Consider the following 23,745-nt stretch of genomic DNA (forward strand, 5'->3'; position numbering starts at 1 on the left):
TGCTTGCATTGTATTTTGGAGCGGATTCAGCATGAGTATAATATTAAAAGTGGCAGAGGGTGTTTTATATAAGATTGAGGTTTATATGTTTTTGTCTCCTACGTTTTTGCTTTTTATTCCTGCTTTTGTTGAGGGGGGCTGCTGGCTTAACATATGGCGTAAATACGCAAGAAATTTTCGTATTCTGACGATGAATAATAAAATGGATAAGAGCCTATCTCAATAAGCGTTTATTTCAGACGATAAGATCGCAGGCAACATGCAACATGGCCTCGTAATTTTCGGTCTTCTTTTCCCACCGGGTCAGGATCCGGCGAAAGCGCTATGCGTCCTCTCGACGACCCAGCGATAGGTTTGAAGTCCGTGCTTTTACTCGCGTGAGACTCCTCTTTGCGGGACTGGAAATGCGGCTCGTAGCGGTAGCTCTGTAGATACGTTTTCAGCCAGCCTGCTTCGTAGCCTTTGTCCAGGCAGAGTCTGAGTTTTTGTCCCGGACGCCCCGTCTGAAGGGCATCGAGCGTATCCGCCATCTGTCATTCTTTTAATTAAAAATATATTTATTTGAGATTATCTCAGATTGATGGTGGAGGGATGTGATGGTTGGTGAAATATGATGTGTTTTTTGACGTTATGATTATTTTTCTTTTGTTTTTGAGTTCTCTGATGTTCGCCTGGTCGTCATTTTTTACTGCAATTCAATGTGTTTGTGCAGATGTGACGTTTTTTTTGAGGTTAGAGTGAGTGAATGTACTGATTGAAAATACAAAATATAATTTTAATTAAAATCCTTGGGCTGGTTGGCTATTATCTCGGTGCTAAATATTAAAATTTTTAATACTCAATGCACAGTGGCGATGGTGTCGCAGACGGTGGTCCCGACTTGGGGTGCGGCGGTGAAGGTGAGCTACCAGACCAGCGTCGGAATCAGGGCGCTGATGGTACTGAACCGCGCCGATGGTCAGGCGGTGCCGTTTGGTGCGGCTGTGACGCTGGCGGGGAACCGTGAGGAGCAGGGTTACATCGTTGGTGACGGTGGTCAGGTCTATCTGACAGGCCTGGCGCCGCAGGGCGAGCTGGATGTCCGCTGGGTAAAGGGGCCGGGCAGCAGTGCCGTGCGGCATTTCGTTTGCCTGATGAGACGATGGCTTCGGGAATACGCAGCCTGACGGCGCAGTGTTTATAATTTAAGGATATCATGATGCGTATAATTAAATGGATGGCGTTGTTGTTTTTATTGGCACCGGGTGTGTCTCAGGCCGTTGTATGCAACGTTTTACGTGTAGGTTATGTCAGTGCAACTCTGTCAGGAACAATTACGGTACCTCGTACTGTTGAGCCTGGTGATGCCATTGGGGGCTCATATCCATTGGGGGGTAACGGTACTGACGGATACGTTACTTCCTGTAGCGGAAAACCTCCTTTATATTTGGTTTTTTCCAGTACTCAAACACCATCGCCTTTTGCTGGTATATACGAAACAAATATTCGCGGTGTCGGTGTAAAGGTCTGGAGTACTTTTGTAGGCCTTGTAGGCCAAGGAGGTAGTGGAAATACTATTGTTGGTAATTCTCCAGTATATTGGTATTCGCATTATGATAGCGGTAGTTTTTTTGGGTCTACAGCAGAGATGAGGGTGCAGTTTTATGCCACAGCTAGTGATATTGGGCGAGGAAATATTTCTTTTCCCTCTCCTTTCGTCACGGCACGGGCAGGCGAACAACTGGTAATGTATTCTAACTTGTCAATTAATTCTTCTCTCAAAATCGTACCTGAAAAAGGATGCTCAGTAACCAACCCCAACCAGACCGTCACATTATTAGATGTCAAAACCACGGCGTTAAAAAACAATGCCGGTAGGTATCCTGACGGGAAAGACTTCAATATCGGACTCAGCTGCACGCCAGAGACCAAAGTCTCGATGAAGTTTGAAGGCGCCACCATGGCAGGGCATGGCGATGTGCTGGCGAATCAGAGCACCGATACAGATGCTGCGGGTAACTCAGTCGGCATACAGATGATGTATGGCGATAATCCCGTCACTCTGGGGCAGACCTTCCTGGCGGTTGCTGATGCAAAAAATGCAGAGACGTTGCCTTTCAAAGCGCATTATTACTATAACGGCGGAGCGAATATACAGAGTGGCGATGTTACCTCCTCGACCACATTTACCTTTAGCTACCAGTAAGCAGTTCATACCGCGTTGCCAGAGTATCCGTGCCCCGAGGTGTTTACGTCGGGGATACGGGACCTCTGGCGGGGCAAAAGAACCGAGTCAATGCCGTGGCAAGCGATCAGCATGGGCAGATTTCAGGATTTTGCTATTCAGCGAAACGTCTTGCAATTAAAAACAGGTATCATATGTAGGTAAATAACAGGAGTGTTGAATTTGTCCCGTTCGATTTTAAAAATCAGATCTTTCCCGGTTTCATAGAAAAAAGCAGGGAAATAAACGTTAACATTGCTGCTATCGCTTATCGTCACCGCTTAATGACTCTGGTCGGTGAGAGTGGAATATATAAATATCACCATTTTTAGCATAGCTAGAATCAACTATCCTACATATTTGCACTTGTGTATTGTTTTCAGTACCAACGCCGTGGATCGTCAACTCACCTTTGTTATTGTCAAGGGTAAAACCATACTTTACATCAAGCGTAACTCTTAGTGGCAGGGCGAATATAGCGAAACTGCCAGATCATACTGCCCTTGATTTGATGAGTAGCTCAAGGCCATCGCCATCATAGAGAACGTAGTCCGTTTCCTTGGGTTTAGCAGATTCGATTTCTTTAACGGATAGAGGTTTAGTTTGTCTTGCCATTACCGGGTTTCCATAGTTTTAGGTACCTCAAAAACATTAAAGCTTTATGAGGTGCTTAACAAGGTGCCTAAAAGGTTCGGATTTAATTAATTGGCGTCAGACTTCGCGGGACAAAATGAAGGCACAAAAAAGCCCGCAGGGCTTGCGCCGTGCGGGCTCTTAGGACTTCATCGGATGACTCTGGTAATCACCGATGGAGAATTTTGGTGGAGCTGGCGGGAGTTGAACCCGCGTCCGAAATTTCTACATCCTCGGTACTACATGCTTAGTCCAGTCTTTACATTCGCTGGCCAGCTGCGGACGGACACGCTACTGACAAACTAGCCTGATTAGTTTTAACGCTTCAACCCCAGGCAGGATTTCCACGCGATCTCTTTTGGGTTTGACCTCTCTTGAATCCCCGTCTTAAGAGCGGAAGCTAGGGAGAGAGGGCTCTTAGCAGGTTATTAAGCTGCTAAAGCGTAGTTTTCGTCGTTTGCGACTATTTTTTTGCGGCTTTTTACGAGGCCAACCGCCCCTCGGCATGCACCTTGGGTTTCGCAAATCCCGTCGAATCCAGAATCAGCCCCAATGTGTTATGGCGAGTATAACAGATTTGTGAATGGAGTTACCAGCACTCGTTAGTGCGATTATGGCGATTGGTTGGGTGAAAAATCAGCATCAACAACGATATAGCGCAGAAGGGCCCGCTGAGCGGGCCCTTAAATAAGAGGGGATTAGCGACCGGCGTGTTTCATAATGCGGGCTTTGTCCAGCGCCCACTCGCGATCTTTGATATCGGTACGCTTGTCGTGCTGCTTCTTACCTTTTGCGACGCCGATTTTCACTTTACACCAGGCGTTCTTCCAGTACAGCGACAGCGCCACGACGGTATAACCTTCACGGTTGATACGGCCGTACAGGGCGTCCAGCTCGCGCTGATTAAGCAGCAGCTTACGGGTACGCGTCGGGTCGCAGACGTAGTGGGTGGAGGCCACGGCCATCGGCGTAAAGTTGGCACCGAAGAGATAGGCCTCGCCATCTTTCAGGATGACGTAGCTGTCGCTGATATTGGCTTTGCCGGCGCGCAGAGATTTGACTTCCCACCCTTGCAGGGCAAGACCAGCCTCGTATTCATCTTCGATAAAGTATTCATGGCGGGCGCGTTTATTCAGCGCAATGGTGGCTGATCCAGGTTTGTGGGCTTTTTTCTTGGTCATAATGTCCTGAAGTCATTGCTAAACGGGAACACAGTACCTCAATCCATCCTGCGAGGTGTAATGCGCTATCTTAGCACGAGTTGTGGCACAGCGTTTTTTTTAGCGGCAGATAAATGATATTATTTGCGCCGTGTTTAAATGTGGAACTTGCTATGCCTCAGATTAGCCGTACTGCGTTGGTGCCCTTCAGCGTGGAACAGATGTATCAACTCGTAAATGACGTGAAGTCCTATCCTGATTTTTTGCCTGGCTGCACCGGGAGCCGCGTGCTGGAGTCTGGACCGACGCAAATGATGGCGGCGGTTGATGTGTCTAAAGCAGGCATCAGTAAGACGTTTACGACACGAAATACGCTTACCAGCAACCAGAGCATTTTGATGAGCCTGGTCGATGGCCCGTTTAAAAAGCTGATTGGCGGCTGGAGGTTTATCCCGCTCAGTTCGGATGCCTGCAAAATTGAGTTTCATCTCGATTTTGAATTCACCAATATGCTGATTGAAATGGCGTTTGGTCGCATCTTCAAAGAGCTGGCGTTAAATATGGTGCAGGCTTTCACGGCCAGAGCCAAAGAGGTTTATCGTGTCGGCTAACATCGTGGTTGAAGTCGCCTATGCCCTGCCAGAAAAGCAGTACCTGCAACGCGTAAAGCTGGAGGAGGGGGCTACGGTGGAACAGGCGATTATCGCCAGCGGCCTGCTGGCGCTTCGTGATGATATCGATCTGGCGAAAAACAAAGTCGGAATATATAGCCGCCCGGTTAAGCTGCATGACATTGTGCATGATGGTGACCGGGTGGAGATCTACCGTCCGCTGATAGCTGACCCGAAAGAGCTACGCCGCCAGCGAGCGGAGAAAAACGCCGGCAAATAGCGGCAAGCAGAGATAAAAAAAGCGCTCAGTGAGCGCTTTTTGTGTTTCTGAAGTCATGCGTTTATCGCATTATTCGTTGGTCAGAGCTGGTTTGTTATCAATGTTGGTTAACACACCGCTGCTGTTAAAGGTCAGCGTCAGCGTCTGCTGGGTAATTTTTTCATGCCCAGGCTGCTGACGGAAAACATAGAACCAGGTGTTGGTGCCAAACGGATCCGACATCATTGGGGTACCCAGCGCATAAGCAACCTGCTGTTGCGTCATGCCGACACGAATTTTTGCTACATCGTTAGGTGCCAGATAGTTACCCTGGTTGATATCAGGACGGTAAACCACTCGTTCCAGAGTGGAACAGCCTGCGGTCAACATGAGAAGAACCGCTGCGGCAGCAGTCAGCGTTTTACAGCGCATAGTGATTTTATTCCTTTTCGGGCCCGAGCAGTACGTGGCTCATCTGTAATATGCCGATAATAATAGACCTTTGCCCAGTTGGAAACCTTCGACTGCAGGTCTTACGGCAATTTGCTGTTCACTATGACTCTGCGAAAATCAAAAAGTTTACGCGGCGAGCAACTCTTTCGCATTTGCCAGCGTGTTACGGGTGACTTCGCTACCGCCCAGCAAACGGGCCAGTTCCTGCAACCGCGCCCGTTTATCTAGCGGATGCATATGGGTTTCTGTCATCTCACCATCGGTCTCTTTGCAGACAATGAAGTGATGATGACCGCAGCCGGCGACCTGCGGCAGATGGGTCACGCACATGACCTGCGTAGACTCGCCCAGCTGACGCAGCAGCTTACCAACCACTGCCGCCGTTGGGCCGCTGATGCCGACATCCACCTCATCGAAAATCAGGGCCGGCGTTTCCATCTTCCGCGCAGTAATAACCTGAATGGCTAAGGCAATACGCGACAGTTCGCCGCCAGAGGCGACTTTGGCAATGGGCTGAAGCGGCTGCCCCGGGTTAGTGGTGACGCGAAACTCGATACGATCGGCTCCTTCGGCGGTGAGATGACGCTCGTCAAAGGCAACGTCGATGGCAAACACCCCATGAGGCATGGAAAGTGAGCGCATACTTTCAGTGATGAGCTGAGCCAGTTCTTCGGCGCTGCTCTGACGCAGAGCGTGGAGCTGCTGAGCAGTCTTCAGCGCCAGTTGGTGGTGTTCCACTACGGTTTGGCTAAGGGACTCCAGTGAGCCTGCGCTGTCGTCCAGCAGGCGCTGCTCTTCCAGTAGCGCCTGATAAAATGCGGGGAGCTCTTCCGGGGTTATCTGGTGTTTACGCGCCAGGGTTATCTGACGAGAGATGCGCTGCTCCAGTTCGAACAAACGATTCGGGTCGAGATCCAGACGGTCGCTATAGTGGCGTAGTTCATCGCTGGCCTCGCTGAGCTGAATGGCTGCCTCTTCCAGCATATCCAGCACGCCGGAAAGCTTGCTATCCATGCCGACAAGCTCGCTCACCAGCTGCCTTGCGGTGTAGAGCTGGCTCTGTAAGTTGGCTTCTTCGCCGTCTGTGAGGACCGTTAGCGCGTGCTGACAGGTGGTTAACAGCTGGCCGCTGTTGGCCAGACGTTTGTACTCTTCGTCGATTTGTTCGAATTCACCCTGCTGAGGATTGAACTCATTTAACTCTTTTAGCTGATATTGCAGCAGGTCGGCACGGGCGGCGCGATCCTGACTCTGTTGCTGATGCTGAGCCAGTTCGCGGCAGCTTTGATGCCACTGGCGGTAGTGTTCAGCCATACGCTGAGTAAGCGCATACTCACCGGTATAACCATCGAGCAGCGTTTTTTGATGCTCTGGCCGTGTCAGCAACTGGTGTGCATGCTGGCCGTGAATCTGGATAAGCAGCTGGCCGAGTTCACGCAACTGAGAGAGCGGGACGGCGGTGCCATTAATAAACCCACGGGAGCGGCCGTCAGTACTGATGACGCGGCGAAGTAAACACTCACGTCCGCTTTCCAGCTGGTTCTCTTCCAGCCAGCGCTGTGCCGCCGGAGTATCTTTTAATGCGAAGCGGGCGCACAGGTCTGCGCGGCTGGCGCCTCTTCGCACCATATCAGCTTCTGCTCTTCCGCCAAGGCACAGCCCCAGCGCATCAATGGCAATAGATTTACCTGCACCGGTTTCCCCGGTGATCGCGGTCATTCCGCTGTGAAAATCGATTTCCAGTTCACGAACGATAGCAAAGTTACTGATGGTGAGTTGCGCCAGCATAGTCGCCTTCCTGTATGAAAAACCATTACTGTGTTTTCGTACAGTATAGACTGGTTTTTTATCCAGTAAAGAGGCAGCCGTTAAAATCAGAACAATTTTTTAGACCAGCCGAGCTTGGTACTCAATGTATTGAAATAGCTGTAGTCTTTTGGATGGATGAGGTTCAGATGATAATCGCAGCGGTGGATCAGAACATCTTCGCCATCCTGAATCGGCAGCGCTATTTGGCTGTCGCAGCTGATCTCCAGGTCGCTGCAGCGCTGGGAGAAACGCAGGCGGATAGTGCTGTCGCCATTAATCACCAGCGGACGCGCTGAGAGGGTATGTGGGAACATCGGAACCAGGGTGATGGCATCTAATGACGGTGTCAGAATGGGCCCGCCGGCGGATAAGGAATAGGCGGTGGAACCCGTAGGCGTGGAGATAATCAGGCCGTCCGAGCGCTGGGAGAAGGCAAACACTTCATCGATATACACTTCGAACTCAATCATGTGCGCGACTTTGCCCGGGTGAAGCACGACTTCATTAATTGCCGTACTGATGCGTTTTTGGCCATCTTGCTGGCACACCTGAGCCTCCAGCAAAAAGCGTTTTTCTGAAATGTAGTGGCCTTCCAGTACGTCGGCGAGCTGCTGTAGGGCATTATCCGGGTCAAGGTCGGTCAGAAAACCGAGATTGCCGCGGTTAATGCCGATGACGTTGATATCGTAACGCGCCAGGGTGCGCGCCGCGCCGAGCATATTGCCGTCGCCGCCAACCACTACCGCCAGATCCGCCTGCTGGCCAATTTCAGCCAGGGTTCCCGTTTTGACATTGCTAAGCTGGAGCTCATGGGCTATCTGTTGTTCGACCAGAACCTCGTAACCTTTGCTGCATAGCCAGCGCCAGAGCATTTCATGTGTGGTTAGCGCGGTCGGGTGACGAGGGTGCCCCACAATGCCTATACACTTGAAATGGTTCTTCATGTTCTGGATGTCCTTGCGTTAAATGAATGATGACAATCTGACAGCTTCCCTTGAAACCCGGAAACGAATCCCCATAATAAGCGAAGTTAGCGAGATGAATGCGAAAAAAAAACGCGGAGAAATTCATGAGTAGTAAAGAACAGAAAACGCCTGACGGGCAAGCCCCGGAAGAAATTATCACGGAACAGCATGAGAACGTTGAGGCGGTTGAGCCTGAAGTTTCTGCTGAGCAGGTGGATCCGCGCGATGAAAAAATTGCGAATCTGGAAGCGCAGCTGGTTGAAGCTCAGACTCGTGAACGCGATGGTGTCCTGCGCATAAAAGCGGAAATGGAAAACCTGCGTCGTCGTACCGAGCTGGACGTAGAAAAAGCACACAAATTTGCGCTAGAGAAGTTCGTCAACGAACTGCTGCCGGTTATTGACAGCCTTGACCGCGCCCTGGAAGTGGCTGATAAAGCTAACCCGGACATGGCTTCTATGGTTGAAGGTATCGAGCTGACGCAGAAGTCGATGCTGGACGTTGTGCGCAAATTCGGTGTGGAAGTGATTGCTGACACCAACGTGCCGCTGGATCCTAACGTGCACCAGGCCATCGCGATGGTTGAGTCTGACGACGTGGCGGCCGGCAACGTGCTGGGCGTGATGCAAAAAGGCTACACCCTGAACGGTCGTACCATTCGCGCCGCGATGGTGACCGTGGCGAAAGCGAAGTAACTCGCCGCAAACGGCCGCCTGAAGGTGGCCGTTTTTCTTTCTGCCTGCTGCCTGATAAATCGTGGGCAAAAAAAAACGGCGAACCCAGGGTTCACCGTGTCTGCGTCAAGTCAGATGATTACTCGGCCGCACTTTCCCGAATGGGCTTCACCGGGTTGACCTTCACCTGCTTAATCATATTGTCCTGAACGTCGAGAATATCGATATCATATTGCTCGATGCGCACGCGCGTGCCGGGAACCGGGATCTCTTCCAGGGCCTCCAGAATAATCCCGTTAACCGTCCGGGCCTCATCTTCCGGCAGATGCCAATTGAACGCTTTGTTGATTTCACGCACGTTGGCGCTGCCGTCGATGATCACCGTTCCATCCGTTAACGGAGTCACCTCTTCTGCCAGCGATGGCGACATAGACGTGGTGAAGTCGCCGACAATCTCTTCAAGAATATCTTCTACCGTTACCAGGCCCTGAATATCACCGTACTCATCGACCACCAGGCCCACTTTCTTCTTATTCCGCTGAAACTTCACCAGCTGCGTACTGAGCGGTGTCCCTTCCGGCACGAAGTAGATTTCATCGGCGGCGCGCAGCATCACCTCTTTGGTGAACTCTTTTTTCTCGGTCATCAGGCGATAGGCTTCACGTACGCGCAGCATGCTGATGGCGTCATCCAGAGAGCCGCGATACAGCACGATGCGACCATGAGGGGAATGGGTCAACTGACGCACGATGGATTTCCAGTCGCCGTTAATATCGATACCGATGATTTCATTGCGGGGGACCATGATATCGTCGACGCTGACCTTTTCGAGATCCAGCACTGACAGCAGCATGTCCTGGTTACGACGGGAGATCTGGGTTCGCGACTCGTTCACGATAGTACGCAGTTCGTCTTTGCTCAGCGCACCGCTGACGATGATATCGGTTTTGATGCCCATCATCCGCATCAGAAGACGGGTGATGGTGTTCAGCAGCCAGACCAGCGGCATCATCAGTACCTGTAACGGCGCCAGTAAGAAGCTGCTCGGATAGGCAACTTTTTCCGGGTACAGCGCGGCGATGGTTTTGGGCAACACCTCGGCAAAAACCAGCACCACGAAAGTCAGTACGCCAGTTGCAATCGCCACCCCGGCATCGCCATACAGGCGCATACCGACAATCGTCCCCAGCGCAGAGGCGAGGATATTCACGAGGTTGTTGCCGATCAGCACCAGGCTGATTAAACGGTCGGGTTTGCGCAGCAGTTTTTCTACGCGCTTTGCCTGGCGGTTGCCTTGTTTCGCCATATGCCGCAGACGATAGCGGTTCAGGGTCATCATCCCGGTTTCAGAGCCGGAGAAGTAAGCGGAGATGATCACCATGATGATCAGTGTCACGATCAGCGTGGTGGTAGATATGTGTTCCAGGGGGGACTCCTTAACGCCAGGCCCGGTAGGCTGTTTTATGTGCCAGCTGGCGCAAAACGCGGCCAGCCTTCATGCTTTCCGCAAGGATTACGCCTGCCCGGTCTGGCGGGTGTTTGGGGTTAACTAATAAACTGTTGAAGCACGCGACTGCCAAAGTAGGCCAGCGTCAGCAGACCTGCTCCGGCGACGTTAAACCAGACGACTCGACGACCGCGCCACCCTTCATGATAGTGGCCCCACAGCAGAACGATATAGACGAACCACGCGACGATCGACAGCACGGCTTTATCGATATTTTCCGTACTGAACAGGTTATGCATATAAAACAGGCCGGTGCAAAGCGTCAGCGTCAGCAGGACCACGCCAACCTGCGTAATATGAAACATCTTTCGCTCAATGCTCATCAACGGCGGCATTTCATGGCTGAAGGCCAGCTTTTTATTTTTCAGCTGATAGTCAATCCATGCCAGCTGTAGCGCGTATAGCGCGGCGATTATCAGCGTCGCGTAAGAGAAGAGTGACAGGCCGATGTGCACCAGCATTCCTGGCGTGGTTTCCAGATGGGTGATGTACTCGTTTGGCACGAAGGTAGCAAAAGCGAGGTTAATCAACGCAAACGCGTAAACGATAGGCAGCAGCAACCAGCCGCGGTTGCGCGACGCGACGATGGTCATCACCGTACAAATCATCAGGCTGACCAGCGAACCAACGTTTAATAAGCTGAGATTCTGCCCGCTCTCGCCGCCGGGGAAAATACGTGACTCCAGCGCAAAAGCATGACAAATCAGCGCAATAGTTGCGGAAAGAATCGCCATCCGTCGCCAGCTGCTGTTTTTTTGCAACAGGCCGGGAATGATCAGCGCGAGGCTGATGGAGTAGGCGACAAGCGCGAGCAGAGCAAAAACAGGCATATGGGTGTCGACTGTTGACTATATAAGAAAGAGAAGCAGTATAGCGTCACGCGACGTCTGCTCCAACCGTTGCATCACATCGCGCTGCATGTCGTGTTATACTGCGCCAAATCCGTGTTTTTCGTGTCGCTGCTGCGACCGACAGTTTCCACCTCAGGCGAGAGACAATGTTTGATAATTTAACCGATCGTTTGTCGCGTTCGCTGCGCAACATTAGCGGCCGCGGACGCCTTACCGAAGACAACATTAAAGAGACCCTGCGTGAAGTCCGCATGGCGCTGCTGGAGGCGGACGTCGCTCTGCCTGTCGTTCGTGACTTTATCAGCCGCGTTAAAGAGAGCGCGGTGGGTCATGAAGTTAACAAAAGCCTGACCCCGGGTCAGGAGTTTGTCAAAATCGTTCGCAACGAGCTGGTTGCGGCGATGGGCGAAGAGAACCAGGCGCTGGATTTAGCCGCTCAGCCGCCGGCCGTCGTGCTGATGGCTGGCCTGCAGGGTGCGGGTAAAACCACCAGCGTCGCCAAGCTGGGTAAATTCCTGCGCGAGAAGCACAAGAAGAAAGTGCTGGTGGTCTCCGCAGACGTTTATCGCCCGGCGGCGATCAAACAGCTGGAAACGCTGGCCGAGCAGGTTAGCGTCGATTTCTTCCCGTCCGACGTCGGCCAGAAGCCGATCGACATCGTTAATGCCGCGCTGAAAGAAGCGAAGCTGAAGTTCTACGACGTACTGCTGGTGGATACCGCCGGCCGTCTGCACGTTGACGAAGCGATGATGGACGAAATTAAGCAGGTTCACGCTGCCCTTAACCCGGTAGAGACCCTGTTTGTCGTCGATGCGATGACCGGCCAGGATGCGGCGAACACGGCGAAAGCGTTTAATGAAGCCCTGCCGCTGACCGGCGTGGTTCTGACTAAAGTCGATGGTGACGCCCGCGGCGGTGCTGCGCTGTCGATTCGTCATATCACCGGTAAACCGATTAAATTCCTCGGCGTTGGCGAAAAAACCGAAGCCCTGGAGCCGTTCCACCCGGATCGCATTGCATCCCGTATCCTCGGCATGGGCGACGTGCTGTCGCTGATCGAAGATATTGAAAGCAAAGTTGACCGCGCGCAGGCTGAAAAGCTCGCTTCCAAGCTGAAGAAGGGCGACGGCTTCGACCTGACCGACTTCCTTGAGCAGCTGCGCCAGATGAAAAACATGGGCGGCATGGCCAGCCTGATGGGTAAGCTGCCTGGCATGGGGCAGATCCCGGACAACGTGAAATCCCAGATGGATGACAAAGTGCTGGTGCGGATGGAGGCGATCATCAACTCGATGACCCTCAAAGAGCGCGCTAAGCCGGAAATCATCAAAGGTTCGCGCAAGCGTCGTATCGCCGCCGGTTGCGGGATGCAGGTACAGGACGTGAACCGTCTGCTCAAACAGTTTGACGATATGCAGCGCATGATGAAGAAGATGAAGTCGAAAGGCGGCATGATGAAGATGATGCGTGGCATGAAAGGTATGATGCCGCCAGGATTCCCTGGCCGCTAATCGGCCTGGCTTGTTCGCCATTTTGGCACCGGGGTGTGCTCGCCATCCTCACGTACTACGTGTACGCTCCGGTGGCTGCGCGCACGTCGGCACTGAACTGACCGCACCACCGACGGCCTTTTATAGCAGACTTATCAACTGTTGATTGCAATTTCCCCAAAAATGAGTAAAATTTTCGGGCTTTTAATATGACACCCGGGCCCCGTTCCTCGATGGGGCCCGGTTGTTCTATTCACACAAGAGGATGTTATGGTAACTATTCGTTTAGCTCGTCACGGCGCTAAAAAGCGTCCGTTCTACCAGGTTGTTGTCACCGACAGCCGTAATGCACGCAACGGTCGCTTCATCGAGCGCGTTGGTTTCTTCAACCCGATCGCTTCCGCGAAAGAAGAAGAAACTCGTCTGGATCTGGATCGTATCGCTCACTGGGTTGGCCAGGGCGCTACCGTTTCCGATCGCGTAGCTACGCTGATCAAAGCAGCGAACAAAGCAGCTTAATCTGTCACGGTGGTCATGATGAGCAAGCAACACACCGCACAAGCACCTGTTGATCCGATCGTATTGGGCAAGATGGGTTCTTCCTACGGTATCCGTGGTTGGCTCAGAGTGTTTTCCTCCACCGAAGACGCCGAAAGCATTTTTGACTATCAGCCCTGGTTAATCCAGAAGGCGGGTCAGTGGCAGGTTGTTGAGCTGGAAAGCTGGCGCCACCACAATCAGGATATCGTCATCAAGCTGAAAGGCATTGACGATCGCGATGCGGCGAATCTACTGACTAATTGCGAAATTATCGTGGATTCCTCACAGCTGCCGAAGCTTGGAGAGGGCGACTATTACTGGAAAGACCTGATGGGCTGCCAGGTAGTCACCACTGAAGGCTATGGCCTTGGTAAAGTCATCGACATGATGGAAACCGGGTCAAATGACGTTCTCGTCATTAAGGCAAACCTGAAAGATGCATTTGGTATCAAGGAGCGGTTGGTTCCGTTCCTCGATGGGCAGGTTATCAAGAAAGTCGATCTCGCTACTCGAACAATCGAAGTAGACTGGGATCCTGGTTTTTAAATTCTCCGGATAAACGGTAAAAGACGGCGCTATGTGGATTGGCATAATTAGCCTGTTTCCTGAAATGTTCCGCGCAATTACCGATTACGGGGTAACTGGCCGGGCAGTAAAAAATGGCCTGCTGAGCATCCAGAGCTGGAGTCCTCGTGACTTTGCTCATGACCGGCACCGTACCGTGGACGATCGTCCTTACGGCGGCGGACCGGGGATGCTAATGATGGTGCAACCCTTACGGGACGCCATCCACACAGCAAAAGCCGCGGCAGGTGAAGGCGCAAAGGTGATTTATCTGTCACCTCAGGGACGCAAGCTTGATCAAGCGGGCGTCAGCGAACTGGCAACGAATCAGAAACTGATTCTGGTGTGCGGTCGCTACGAAGGCATAGATGAGCGCGTAATCCAAACCGAAATTGACGAAGAATGGTCAATCGGTGATTACGTTCTCAGCGGTGGTGAGTTACCAGCCATGACGCTGATTGACTCCGTTTCCCGGTTCATTCCGGGGGTTCTGGGTCATGAAGCATCGGCAACGGAAGATTCCTTTGCTGATGGATTGCTGGACTGCCCACACTATACCCGTCCTGAAGTGTTAGAAGAGATGGAAGTACCGCCAGTTTTGCTGTCGGGAAACCATGCTGAGATTCGTCGCTGGCGTTTGAAACAGTCGCTGGGCCGTACCTGGCTTAGAAGACCTGAACTTTTGGAAAACCTGGCTCTGACTGAAGAGCAAGCAAAGTTGCTGGCGGAGTTCAAGACTGAACACGCAAAACAGCAGCATAAACATGATGGGATGGCGTAAGCCCCCAATATCAGTTTACCCAGGATAAGAGATTAAATTATGAGCAACATTATTAAGCAACTTGAACAAGAACAGATGAAGCAGGACGTACCTTCCTTCCGTCCGGGTGATACCGTGGAAGTGAAAGTATGGGTTGTTGAAGGTTCCAAAAAACGTCTGCAGGCATTCGAGGGCGTGGTTATCGCTATTCGTAACCGCGGTCTGCACTCTGCATTCACTGTTCGTAAAATTTCCAACGGCGAAGGCGTTGAGCGTGTCTTCCAGACTCACTCTCCGGTAGTTGACAGCATTGCTGTTAAACGTCGTGGTGCTGTACGTAAAGCTAAACTGTACTACCTGCGTGAGCGTACCGGTAAGTCTGCTCGTATCAAAGAGCGTCTTAACTAAGATTCGCTTTCGCGACATCCTGATGAAAAGGGCTGGCCTGATAGGCTGGCCCTTTTTTTATCTTTAATTTAACCATTTCGACGTAAATCATTTACAATATCGCCCTCATTTTGGAGGGGCGGTGGTCAGCAATATTACCCAACTATCAGCATTCAAACGGTGGGCCGCATGGCTGGCGCTGTTTTCGATCCTGCTGATTGTCATTGCACCGCTGATCTCGATCTCATTGCAAAAAGATCCGACGAGCGCCATGCCAGGCATGCATCATGCGATGATGATGGCCGATATGCCGCATGACAAGGCAATGTCCTATCCTGCGGCCTCACAATCGACGCACACGATGCCTCTCGACCATGCTGAGGCCTGTGGCTACTGTGTGCTGCTGGCTCACGTTCCTGGGATGCTCTTCGCGCTGGCGCTGCTTATCTCTGCTCTTCTGCGGCGGGTATGCATTCTCATCCCGTGTCTGGTGCTGAAGCGCCGGCATTACTTCCCCTGGCTTTACCCCGAAACCCGCGCACCGCCGCACCGGTCTGCTTTTTCTGCTTTCTAAAATAACTATGCGCACAGCGCAACGTTCTCTTTTTGCTTTCAGAAAGGAAAAGTATGACTACCTGCACCTCGCGCGCGGCATGGCTCAACCTACTGCGACGCCTCCATTTCTATATTGGTCTGTTTATCGGACCGTTTATCTTCGTGGCAGCCCTCACCGGGACGCTATACGTGGCCACTCCGCAGCTTGAGAACTGGCTCTATCAGGACGCCCTGCATGGCTCGTTGAGTGGCGATCGCCAGCCGCTTAGCGCTCAGTTGGCGGTTGCAGAAGAGGCGACTCAGGGGAATCTTCGTTTGCAGGCGGTACGCCCAGCAATCGCAGCCGGAGAGACCACTCGGGTGATGTTTGCCGATCCGCAGTTGGGAGAGTCTGAAACCCGGGCGATTTTCATCGACCCGGTAACACTAAAGGTGACGGGTGATATGCCCGTCTATGGAACCAGCGGTATTTTACCGCTGCGTCAGTGGATCGATTACGCCCATAGATCGTTGCTGCTCGGGGATAGCGGACGACTTTATAGCGAGCTGGCGGCATCGTGGATGTGGGTTGCTGCACTCGGCGGGATTATCCTCTGGGCGATGACTCGCCCCCGCAAGCGGATAGATAACCGTATGCAGAATAGCCGTCGGCTGCACGTTTCTCTGGGCTGGGCGCTACTGGCAGGTATGCTGCTGTTTTCCGCCACCGGACTGACCTGGTCGCAGTGGGCCGGCGGCAATGTGGATAAAATGCGCGCGGCATTTGGCTGGCTGACGCCGCAGGTGAATACGCAATTGCATAGCGTCATGCCAATGTCGCATGACCCGCATGCTGAACATCATATGGGGCATATGACAGAGGCGGTGCTGGCACCGAAAAACGAACAGTTTGATCGGGTGCTGGCGGCTGCGCGTGCGGCGGGACTGGATGCCAACAAGCTGGAGATCCGTCCTCCGGCAGCGGCGGGGCGGGCGTGGACGGTCAATGAAATTGACAGAAGCTGGCCAACGCAGGTGGATGCCGTGGCGGTTGATGGCGAAAATATGCAGATTGTGGATCGCACCCGTTTTGCCGATTTTCCGTTAATGGCCAAGCTGACCCGCTGGGGCGTTGATTTCCACATGGGGATTCTGTTTGGTCTTGCCAATCAGCTGCTGCTGATAGCGTTTGGTATCGCGCTGTGCGTGATGATCGTAGTGGGATATCGCTTATGGTGGATACGTCGCCCGGCTCATGCGGCATTTAACCCGGCAAATACCCTGATTCAGGCCTGGCTCAACCTGGAATGGCCAGCCCGCGTTATTACGCTGGCTGGCGCGATGATGCTGGGGCTGGCGTTACCATTAATGGGCGCCAGCCTGGCCTCAGGGCTGCTGATTGACTATTTGCGCTGGCGTGCAGCAACGACCGTTTTGCTCGCTAAATCAGTCGACTAAGGCGCTTACGGCGTGCTGATGACTACCGTGACGCGGCGGTTTTCAGCACGTCCTTTTGCCGTATCGTTGCTGGCGATCGGATATTTTTTACCTAACCCGCGGGTTGTTAAATGACTGCGTGGGATATTTGCGCCCTTGGCCCAGGCATCTGCGACGATGTCGGCACGTTTAAGCGACAGCGTTTCGTTATAGCTGTCTTCACCGTAGTTATCGGTGTGCCCGTCTAAGCGCCCGTGCGTAATGCCGGTAGAGGCCAGGCGAGAGGCCATTTTCTGAATTTGTGCCTGGCTATCGGTACGCAGATGGTAGTCATTTTTATCAAACAGGATGGTGTCGGACAAACCCAGAGACCAGTCTCCATCGCTTTCCGTAAAGCCGTAGGACTTCATGGCAGCAACCTGTTCCTGGGTGAATTTCCCTTGCGGAGCCTGGCAGCCGGTGAGTAAAACCGCGGCCATCAGCGCGGGAGCAAAATATTTCCTGAGCATTGTCGTTCCTTTTATTTTTGTACTTGCTGAATACGCTGATGTTTCATCCGATACATGTTTTGATCGGCGAACTCTTGCAGGTTCTCCGCTGACGCGTGTTCCCAGGCCAGCGCATAGCCGATGCTGAGTGACAGAGTGGCGGTATGGCCGTTATGCAGATTAAACGGCTCGAGAAACTGGGCGGATAACGATGTGCAGAGCGTCTGCACTTCTGCCTCAGAGTGCACGTCGCGCAGCAGGATCGCAAATTCGTCACCGCCCAATCTCCAGGCCTGATGATGTTTGCTGGCAAAGTTCATCAGCCGACTGGCGACTTCGATGAGGACCTTGTCACCCGTAGCATGACCCCAGTTATCATTGATCAGCTTAAAATTATCGCCGTCAAGGAACAGGAGTGCCGAGCTGCGCCGGGATAGTTCATCTTTCATCAGCGTATTGATCACGCTACGAAATGCAGCGCGATTGGCCAGACCGGTCAGCGGGTCATGCAGTGACGTACGTAGCAACTGGGCATTTCTGGCCTGCAGCTGCTGTTGCCAGTCTTCCATCTCACCCAGAAGACTATTAAAGTCCTGGGCAAACAAATGAAATTCCTCGATACGCTCTTCCGGCACCCGGCGGGAGAAGTGGCGGTTTTCCCGAATGTCATGCACCACTTCGGTAATGCTCTGTAAGGCCGTGACAATACCGCGGTGCAGAGAATGCGTCAGTAATAAGGCGATAAAAGAGGCCAGCAGTATGCTGCCGGTCAATACGATGATCGATATGCCGAGAAAATGGCTGATCAGACTGTCCAGCGCCGTCAGACGAAGCTCGCCGATAAGCTTTCCTTGATGCCAGATTGGCTGGGTGGTTGGTTCAGGGAAAAGCCATTTGCTGATGATACCGCTAAATTTCTCCTGCCGAACCAGATCGGTGTTACGCCAGACCGCAAAGTGATTTTGCTGACTGTCCAGCACCAGCGCTTCTGAAAACTGCCCCTGCCTTCCTAGCGTGGCCAGCGTGTCCTGTGCCGCAGAGCTGTCGTCGAATACCAGCGCCGCTTCCAGGCTGCGGCTCATCGTGGCGGCCGTGAGCGCCAGATTTTTCTGCGCATACTGTTTCAGCGTAAAGACTGACGCGGTGCTCAGCAATAGCCAGACCAGGGTCATTGAGATCACAACGCTTATCACGCTGATACGGCGTAGCGCTCTTTTAAATGTGGGCCGCGGAGCCTGAGATAAATCCTTATTCATGTGCGTTATTCCGGGCAAGCATCAGTACGTCTGGATTAACCCGCACACCGCTGTGTGTCAGGACATCCAGATTCACGGAGAATCTGACCCTTTCGTCATTTATGATCAGGCAAAAAGCACTGCCGATGGCACACTCGCTATTTTGTTCCGCAATGAGTAACAGGGGACGGGATTGATATTTTGCCGTGAGCTCAGTCTGTTGAGATGGTGACTCGCTGCCAAAATAAAAGCCATCACAGACCGTATTCAATGCTTCCTCTGTATTACGCACAATGACCGGTTTATACGGTAAAGCCTCAGGTTTTTCCTGAGCCAGGCTGTAGATATAACGTGAGGTAGAAAAAATACACAACCTGGGCTGGCCGGATAATGCTGGCCAATGGGTATAGGTCACAATTCCCGAAACAATGGCCCGAACATTTTTAGGCGCGTCAGTGGCGAAAGCGGGAAAACCCACGATAAATAACAAAAAAATAAAAAAAAGACGGTAAAACTCTTTCATTAACGGATCCGTCAGGTTCGCCAGGGTGCATGAATTGCAGATCGCTGATGCCCAGCGGCAGGATACCATTGTTGATGGGAAGCGTCATTAACAGCCCCCTTTGCTTTAAGATAATTCTGGCCAGGATTTTTCGTAAAGGAAGGATGAATGGATGGGGTGTTTCAGCAAGGCTTGATATCGGTGTGTATAATTAAGTTTACGATAATAGTGAAATAAAGCGCCATTTAATTTGCTTGTGTAAAGTAAAATTTACGGATTATGGATTGAAATCTTTACTTTGTGTGGTATCGTTACGTCACTCCTCACTGAGGAACCCACTATCGCAAACGAGCTACACAGGATCGCAATCATGCAAAAAGACGCGCTGAACAACGTACATATTACCGACGAACAGGTTCTGATCACGCCGGATCAGCTGAAAGCTGAATTCCCGCTGAGCCTCGAGCAAGAAGCGCAAATTGCGCTGTCCCGTCAGACTATTTCTGACATCATTGCCGGTCGCGATCCGCGCCTGCTGGTGGTATGCGGACCTTGCTCGATTCACGATCCCGAAGCGGCAATTGAATACGCTCATCGTTTTAAAGCACTTGCCGAAGAGGTCAGCGATAGCCTCTACCTGGTCATGCGCGTCTATTTTGAAAAACCCCGTACCACCGTCGGTTGGAAAGGGCTGATTAACGATCCGCATATGGATGGCTCGTTTGATGTTGAAGGCGGGCTGAAGATTGCGCGTCGCCTGCTGGTTGAGCTGGTCAATATGGGATTACCGCTGGCAACGGAAGCGCTGGACCCGAACAGCCCGCAGTACCTTGGCGATCTGTTTAGCTGGTCTGCTATCGGCGCGCGGACCACCGAATCTCAGACTCACCGCGAAATGGCTTCAGGGCTGTCAATGCCGGTGGGCTTTAAGAACGGTACCGACGGTAGCTTGTCGACGGCAATTAACGCGATGCGTGCCGCGGCGATGCCACACCGTTTCGTCGGGATTAACCAGGCCGGCCAGGTTTGCCTGTTACAAACCCAGGGCAACCCGAACGGTCACGTTATTCTGCGCGGCGGTAAAGCCCCTAACTACGGGCCGGAAGATGTCGAGAAGTGTGAAAAAGAGATGTCTCAGGCGGGACTGAAACCGTCGCTGATGGTAGATTGCAGTCATGGGAATTCCAATAAAGACTACCGTCGCCAGCCAGCGGTTGCGGAATCCGTCGTCGCACAGATCAAAGATGGTAATCGTTCCATCATTGGCCTGATGATTGAAAGTAATATCCACGAAGGTAATCAGTCTTCTGAGCAGCCGCGTTGTGATATGAAATACGGCGTATCCGTCACCGATGCCTGCATCAGCTGGGAAACTACCGATGCACTGCTCCGCGAACTGGATCAAGATCTGCGCGGTCATCTGGCGGCTCGTCAGGGGTAAGAGGATAGTATGGTTGCTGAACTGACCGCGTTACGCGATCAAATTGATGAAGTCGATAAGGCGCTGCTGGGGCTGCTGGCACGCCGCCTGGAGCTGGTAGCGGAAGTCGGAGAAGTGAAGAGCCAGTACGGCCTGCCGATTTACGTTCCCGAACGCGAGGCCGCGATGCTGGCTTCACGGCGGGAAGAGGCGTCGGCGCTTGGCGTGCCGCCCGATCTTATCGAAGACGTGCTGCGTCGCGTCATGCGCGAGTCATATTCCAGCGAGAATGACAAAGGCTTCAAAACCCTGTGTCCCAATCTGCGCCCGGTTGTGATTGTTGGCGGCGGTGGGCAAATGGGGCGTCTGTTTGAGAAAATGCTGACGCTTTCAGGCTATCAGGTGCGCATTCTGGAGAAAGATGACTGGGCGCGTGCAGCGGATATTGTTGCCGATGCAGGAATGGTCATCGTTAGCGTGCCGATTCATGCCACGGTTGACACGATAGGCCAGCTGCCGCCGCTGCCGGCGGACTGTATCCTGGTCGACCTGGCATCGGTAAAAGCAGAGCCTTTACAGGCGATGCTGGCCGCGCACAATGGTCCGGTACTGGGTCTGCACCCGATGTTCGGGCCGGACAGCGGCAGCCTGGCGAAGCAGGTCGTCGTTTACTGCGATGGTCGTCAGCCGGAAGCATACCAGTGGTTCCTGGAGCAAATTCAGGTCTGGGGTGCCCGTTTACATCGTATCAGCGCGGTTGAACACGACCAGAATATGGCGTTTATCCAGGCATTGCGTCACTTCGCGACCTTTGCCTACGGCCTGCACCTGGCGGAAGAAAATGTGCGCCTGGAACAGCTTCTGGCGCTCTCCTCGCCAATCTATCGGCTTGAACTGGCGATGGTTGGCCGCCTGTTTGCGCAGGATCCCCAGCTGTATGCTGACATTATTATGTCGTCAGAAAGCAATCTGGCGCTGATTAAACGTTACTACCAGCGCTTTGGGGAAGCTATTGGCCTGCTCGAGCAGGGGGATAAACAAGCGTTTATCGACAGCTTCCGCAAGGTGGAGCACTGGTTTGGCGATTATGCCCAGCGCTTCCAGAGCGAAAGTCGGACGCTGCTGCGCCAGGCGAATGATAACCGGCAGTAGCGGAAAACCGTATATAATCAAAGCCAGAGGGGAAACCCGCTGGCTTTTTTTATAGGGATGAAAACGATGGCTGAACCACAACCGCTGTTTGATTACGCAGGACATTTGCCGGAATGCCCGACCTGGAGCGAGTCCGGGCAGGCGCTCTACTGGGCCGATATTCTGGAGGGCGAAATTCACCGTTACGACATCCACAGCGGTGAACATCAGGTTCTGCAATTTCCCGAAGAAGTGGGCTGTTTTGCTCTGCGCGAGAAAGGGGGCTTCATTGTGGCGCTACGCAGCGCTATCTGGCTTACCGATGCCCATGGCCTGCTGCAACGCAAGATTTGTGATAATCCGAGTAATCCGCAGCTGGCGCGCTTTAACGATGGCGGTACTGATCGCGAGGGGCGTTTTTATGCCGGCACGTTCTGGGGCCCGGGTGATTATAATGGTGCGCTGCTGATGCGCATTGACCACGATCTGACTCCTCGGGTGATTCAGTGCGATATCCATGGCGCCAACGGTCTGGCTTTTAGCGCAGACAAACGTTGGATGTACACCTCGGATACGCCAAATGCCGTAATCTATCGCACTCCGCTGGATGAGCAGGGCGAGCCCGGAAAACGTGAAGTCTTTCGCCGGTTTCAGCCAGGAGAAGGTATCCCTGACGGGGCTGCCATGGATGAAGAAGGTTGCTACTGGAGCGCAATGTTTGACGGCTGGCGTATCGCTCGTTTTTCCCCGACCGGGGAACCGCTTGAAGCGTACCGGTTACCGGTGCGCTGTCCGACGATGGTCTGTTTTGGTGGAGCAGATATGCGCACACTGTATATAACGACCACGCGGGAAAATATGACCGCCGACGAAGTACAGAAATACCCGCTTTCTGGCGCCATCTTCACCCTGCCGATGACGGTGGCAGGGATGAAGAAAGTGCCGTTTACAGAACGTTAGATGGGATCGACCGGCACGACGTTTTCACCAGGGTAGCAACCGAGAACCTTCATGGAACGGGTAATCTCGGCCAGCTCTTTTAGTGCCTTACGCATCGGTATTGATTCCAGATTGGCCTGAATATCCAGATAAAACATCTCTTCCCACGGGTTGCCGTGAATCGGACGGGATTCCAGCTTGGTCATGATCAGGTTGTGGTTACGCAGCACCAGAAGTGCTTCAACCAGCGCCCCGGCCTGCTGTCCAGTTGCCATAAGTAGCGTAGTTTTTGCCGGTACCTGATCGGAAACATTTACCGCTTTGCGTGCCAGTACCAGGAAGCGGGTGATGTTTTGTGTTTGATTTGCCTGACAGTGTTCCAGAACCTGCAGGCCGTACAGTGCACCGCCGGCTTCGCTACCCAGCGCGGCGACATCTGGTGAGTTCGCCTGAGCCACTTTTTCCATCGCTGCAGAAGTGCTTTCGGTATATTCAATTTTCCAGTGTGGATAGCGGCTCAGATATTGACTGCACTGCTGGAACGGCTGCGGGTGACTATACACGGTCTGGATTTGTTGCGGATCGGTTGACGCTGAGACCAGCACGCAGTGATCGATAGGGATCGTGAGTTCGCCGACGATCGACAGGCTGGTATGTTGCAGCAGATCGTAGACGTCGTTGATCCCACCCGAGCTGGTATTTTCAATGGGAACGACCGCATAGTCAGCCTGGCCGGTTTCTACCTGATTAAAGATATCGGCAAATTTAGCGCAGCCGCTCTCAATGAATTGTTCAAAATGGCGCGCTGCGTACTGGCGTGCGGCAAGATGCGAGTATGACCCTTTTGGCCCCAGAAAAGCGACGCGTGCTGAATGCGGATTGATTTTATTCAGATGCTGCTGCAGCAGGGTTTGCTGGGTAAGAACGGAATCCTCGATGATAAGCTGGAACAGACGGGTGATGTAGTGGGCATCCAGATGATGGCTTTTCCCCAGCGTCATCAGGCGCTCAAGCAGGTCGCGTTCGCGGTCGATGTCACGAACCGGGCGATGCGACGCCAGCTTTGCTTTACCGACCTCTACAGCCAGCCCACGGCGTTCCGCCAGCAGCGCGAGCAGTTTTTCATCCAGCGCGCTTATCTTATCGCGCAGGGCCAGTAACGGGTTTTCCTCGGTCATATGTGTTGCCTTTCT

At 52.8% G+C, this 23,745-nt stretch carries 27 protein-coding genes, 1 other RNA gene and 2 pseudogenes; 17 read left to right on the top strand and 13 right to left on the bottom strand.

All coding sequences use genetic code 11. The features are described from left to right. The first annotated feature begins 31 nt into the window (after positions 1 to 31). Positions 32 to 226, top strand: a complete 195-nt coding sequence (locus ACMYSK_RS25540) for a hypothetical protein (RefSeq protein WP_434639233.1) — start codon at positions 32 to 34, stop codon at positions 224 to 226. A 9-nt stretch (positions 227 to 235) separates the two neighbouring features. On the opposite strand, the pseudogene ACMYSK_RS25545 reads toward ACMYSK_RS25540, so the two are convergent. Beyond that, a pseudogene (locus ACMYSK_RS25545) lies at positions 236 to 530 on the bottom strand (IS5/IS1182 family transposase); the annotation flags it as partial. Positions 531 to 869: 339 nt separating this feature from the next. Between ACMYSK_RS25545 and ACMYSK_RS25550 the strand changes: the two are divergent. Continuing rightward, positions 870 to 1,166: a FimD/PapC C-terminal domain-containing protein gene (locus tag ACMYSK_RS25550; RefSeq protein ID WP_434639234.1), complete on the top strand. Its 297-nt coding sequence runs from the start codon at positions 870 to 872 to the stop codon at positions 1,164 to 1,166. A 29-nt stretch (positions 1,167 to 1,195) separates the two neighbouring features. Continuing rightward, positions 1,196 to 2,185 (top strand): fimbrial protein, encoded by a 990-nt coding sequence (locus ACMYSK_RS25555; protein ID WP_434639235.1) that lies wholly within the window; start codon positions 1,196 to 1,198, stop codon positions 2,183 to 2,185. Between the two features lie 466 nt (positions 2,186 to 2,651). On the opposite strand, the pseudogene ACMYSK_RS25560 reads toward ACMYSK_RS25555, so the two are convergent. The 3 genes and pseudogenes from ACMYSK_RS25560 to smpB form a co-directional block, all read right to left on the bottom strand. After that, positions 2,652 to 2,818, bottom strand: a pseudogene (locus tag ACMYSK_RS25560) (integrase arm-type DNA-binding domain-containing protein); the annotation flags it as partial. A gap of 204 nt (positions 2,819 to 3,022) precedes the next feature. Further along, positions 3,023 to 3,387: a transfer-messenger RNA gene (ssrA, locus tag ACMYSK_RS25565) on the bottom strand. A gap of 147 nt (positions 3,388 to 3,534) precedes the next feature. Continuing rightward, positions 3,535 to 4,017 (bottom strand): SsrA-binding protein SmpB, encoded by a 483-nt coding sequence (gene smpB, locus ACMYSK_RS25570; protein ID WP_434639236.1) that lies wholly within the window; start codon positions 4,015 to 4,017, stop codon positions 3,535 to 3,537. 152 nt (positions 4,018 to 4,169) lie between these two features. Here smpB and ACMYSK_RS25575 point away from each other — a divergent pair, with 152 nt between their 5' ends. Continuing rightward, positions 4,170 to 4,607, top strand: coding sequence for a type II toxin-antitoxin system RatA family toxin (locus ACMYSK_RS25575; protein WP_434639237.1), 438 nt, complete (start codon positions 4,170 to 4,172; stop codon positions 4,605 to 4,607). Next, a complete protein-coding gene (locus ACMYSK_RS25580; protein WP_434639238.1) occupies positions 4,597 to 4,887 on the top strand; it encodes an RnfH family protein in 291 nt (96 codons plus the stop codon). Before ACMYSK_RS25575 ends, ACMYSK_RS25580 begins: the two co-directional genes overlap by 11 nt. A gap of 69 nt (positions 4,888 to 4,956) precedes the next feature. Here ACMYSK_RS25580 and bamE read toward each other — a convergent pair whose 3' ends face one another. The 3 genes from bamE to nadK all read right to left on the bottom strand — a co-directional run bounded on the left by bamE (position 4,957) and on the right by nadK (position 8,072). Then, positions 4,957 to 5,298: an outer membrane protein assembly factor BamE gene (gene bamE, locus ACMYSK_RS25585; protein WP_004866572.1), complete on the bottom strand. Its 342-nt coding sequence runs from the start codon at positions 5,296 to 5,298 to the stop codon at positions 4,957 to 4,959. Between the two features lie 147 nt (positions 5,299 to 5,445). Continuing rightward, complete coding sequence (gene recN / locus ACMYSK_RS25590) at positions 5,446 to 7,107, bottom strand: DNA repair protein RecN (protein ID WP_434639239.1); 1,662 nt, start codon at positions 7,105 to 7,107, stop codon at positions 5,446 to 5,448. An 86-nt stretch (positions 7,108 to 7,193) separates the two neighbouring features. Then, positions 7,194 to 8,072, bottom strand: coding sequence for an NAD(+) kinase (nadK, locus tag ACMYSK_RS25595; RefSeq protein ID WP_434639240.1), 879 nt, complete (start codon positions 8,070 to 8,072; stop codon positions 7,194 to 7,196). 125 nt (positions 8,073 to 8,197) lie between these two features. Between nadK and grpE the strand changes: the two genes are divergently transcribed. After that, on the top strand, positions 8,198 to 8,788 hold the full coding sequence (gene grpE / locus ACMYSK_RS25600; RefSeq protein WP_434639241.1) for a nucleotide exchange factor GrpE: 591 nt from the start codon (positions 8,198 to 8,200) through the stop codon (positions 8,786 to 8,788). Between the two features lie 118 nt (positions 8,789 to 8,906). Here the strand turns inward: grpE and ACMYSK_RS25605 are convergent, their stop codons facing one another. Next, positions 8,907 to 10,193, bottom strand: a complete 1,287-nt coding sequence (locus tag ACMYSK_RS25605; protein WP_434644371.1) for an HlyC/CorC family transporter — start codon at positions 10,191 to 10,193, stop codon at positions 8,907 to 8,909. Here ACMYSK_RS25605 and ACMYSK_RS25610 point away from each other — a divergent pair. Next, positions 10,147 to 10,320, top strand: coding sequence for a hypothetical protein (locus tag ACMYSK_RS25610; protein ID WP_434639242.1), 174 nt, complete (start codon positions 10,147 to 10,149; stop codon positions 10,318 to 10,320). The genes ACMYSK_RS25605 and ACMYSK_RS25610 overlap by 47 nt on opposite strands. On the opposite strand, the gene ACMYSK_RS25615 is transcribed toward ACMYSK_RS25610, so the two are convergent. Next, positions 10,313 to 11,104, bottom strand: coding sequence for a cytochrome C assembly family protein (locus ACMYSK_RS25615; protein WP_434639243.1), 792 nt, complete (start codon positions 11,102 to 11,104; stop codon positions 10,313 to 10,315). The genes ACMYSK_RS25610 and ACMYSK_RS25615 overlap by 8 nt on opposite strands. Positions 11,105 to 11,271: 167 nt before the next feature. Here ACMYSK_RS25615 and ffh point away from each other — a divergent pair, with 167 nt between their 5' ends. The 7 genes from ffh (at position 11,272) to ACMYSK_RS25650 (ending at position 16,858) form a co-directional block, all read left to right on the top strand. Then, positions 11,272 to 12,636: a signal recognition particle protein gene (ffh, locus tag ACMYSK_RS25620; RefSeq protein WP_041146792.1), complete on the top strand. Its 1,365-nt coding sequence runs from the start codon at positions 11,272 to 11,274 to the stop codon at positions 12,634 to 12,636. A gap of 249 nt (positions 12,637 to 12,885) precedes the next feature. Next, the gene (gene rpsP / locus ACMYSK_RS25625; protein WP_041146791.1) at positions 12,886 to 13,134 is read left to right on the top strand and encodes a 30S ribosomal protein S16; all 249 of its coding nucleotides are present in this window, start codon (positions 12,886 to 12,888) and stop codon (positions 13,132 to 13,134) included. A gap of 18 nt (positions 13,135 to 13,152) precedes the next feature. Beyond that, positions 13,153 to 13,701: a ribosome maturation factor RimM gene (rimM, locus tag ACMYSK_RS25630; RefSeq protein ID WP_045855721.1), complete on the top strand. Its 549-nt coding sequence runs from the start codon at positions 13,153 to 13,155 to the stop codon at positions 13,699 to 13,701. Positions 13,702 to 13,732: 31 nt separating this feature from the next. Then, a complete protein-coding gene (gene trmD, locus ACMYSK_RS25635; RefSeq protein WP_004866546.1) occupies positions 13,733 to 14,500 on the top strand; it encodes a tRNA (guanosine(37)-N1)-methyltransferase TrmD in 768 nt (255 codons plus the stop codon). 39 nt (positions 14,501 to 14,539) lie between these two features. Next, positions 14,540 to 14,887, top strand: coding sequence for a 50S ribosomal protein L19 (rplS, locus tag ACMYSK_RS25640; protein ID WP_002914145.1), 348 nt, complete (start codon positions 14,540 to 14,542; stop codon positions 14,885 to 14,887). A gap of 121 nt (positions 14,888 to 15,008) precedes the next feature. Next, positions 15,009 to 15,440 carry a DUF2946 domain-containing protein gene (locus ACMYSK_RS25645; protein WP_434639244.1) on the top strand — a complete coding sequence of 144 codons (432 nt, stop codon included), beginning with the start codon at positions 15,009 to 15,011 and terminating at the stop codon, positions 15,438 to 15,440. Positions 15,441 to 15,493: 53 nt separating this feature from the next. Next, positions 15,494 to 16,858: a PepSY-associated TM helix domain-containing protein gene (locus ACMYSK_RS25650; RefSeq protein ID WP_434639245.1), complete on the top strand. Its 1,365-nt coding sequence runs from the start codon at positions 15,494 to 15,496 to the stop codon at positions 16,856 to 16,858. A gap of 5 nt (positions 16,859 to 16,863) precedes the next feature. On the opposite strand, the gene ACMYSK_RS25655 is transcribed toward ACMYSK_RS25650, so the two are convergent. From ACMYSK_RS25655 to ACMYSK_RS25665, 3 genes are read right to left on the bottom strand one after another with little or no spacing between them, the layout of a single operon-like run. Continuing rightward, positions 16,864 to 17,346, bottom strand: coding sequence for an OmpA family protein (locus ACMYSK_RS25655; protein WP_434639246.1), 483 nt, complete (start codon positions 17,344 to 17,346; stop codon positions 16,864 to 16,866). A gap of 11 nt (positions 17,347 to 17,357) precedes the next feature. After that, positions 17,358 to 18,581, bottom strand: coding sequence for a diguanylate cyclase DgcN (gene dgcN, locus ACMYSK_RS25660; protein WP_434639247.1), 1,224 nt, complete (start codon positions 18,579 to 18,581; stop codon positions 17,358 to 17,360). After that, positions 18,574 to 19,083, bottom strand: coding sequence for a YfiR family protein (locus ACMYSK_RS25665; RefSeq protein WP_434639248.1), 510 nt, complete (start codon positions 19,081 to 19,083; stop codon positions 18,574 to 18,576). Before ACMYSK_RS25665 ends, dgcN begins: the two co-directional genes overlap by 8 nt. Before the next feature lie 349 nt (positions 19,084 to 19,432). Between ACMYSK_RS25665 and aroF the strand changes: the two genes are divergently transcribed. The 3 genes from aroF (at position 19,433) to ACMYSK_RS25680 (ending at position 22,573) form a co-directional block, all read left to right on the top strand. Next, on the top strand, positions 19,433 to 20,503 hold the full coding sequence (gene aroF, locus ACMYSK_RS25670; RefSeq protein ID WP_434639249.1) for a 3-deoxy-7-phosphoheptulonate synthase AroF: 1,071 nt from the start codon (positions 19,433 to 19,435) through the stop codon (positions 20,501 to 20,503). 9 nt (positions 20,504 to 20,512) lie between these two features. Then, a complete protein-coding gene (tyrA, locus tag ACMYSK_RS25675) occupies positions 20,513 to 21,634 on the top strand; it encodes a bifunctional chorismate mutase/prephenate dehydrogenase (RefSeq protein ID WP_434639250.1) in 1,122 nt (373 codons plus the stop codon). Positions 21,635 to 21,700: 66 nt separating this feature from the next. Continuing rightward, a complete protein-coding gene (locus tag ACMYSK_RS25680) occupies positions 21,701 to 22,573 on the top strand; it encodes an SMP-30/gluconolactonase/LRE family protein (protein WP_434639251.1) in 873 nt (290 codons plus the stop codon). On the opposite strand, the gene pheA is transcribed toward ACMYSK_RS25680, so the two are convergent. Beyond that, positions 22,570 to 23,730: a bifunctional chorismate mutase/prephenate dehydratase gene (pheA, locus tag ACMYSK_RS25685; protein ID WP_434639252.1), complete on the bottom strand. Its 1,161-nt coding sequence runs from the start codon at positions 23,728 to 23,730 to the stop codon at positions 22,570 to 22,572. The genes ACMYSK_RS25680 and pheA overlap by 4 nt on opposite strands. Positions 23,731 to 23,745: the final 15 nt, after the last annotated feature.

It is taken from the genome of Klebsiella sp. I138 (assembly GCF_051131765.1).
GTDB lineage: Bacteria > Pseudomonadota > Gammaproteobacteria > Enterobacterales > Enterobacteriaceae > Klebsiella.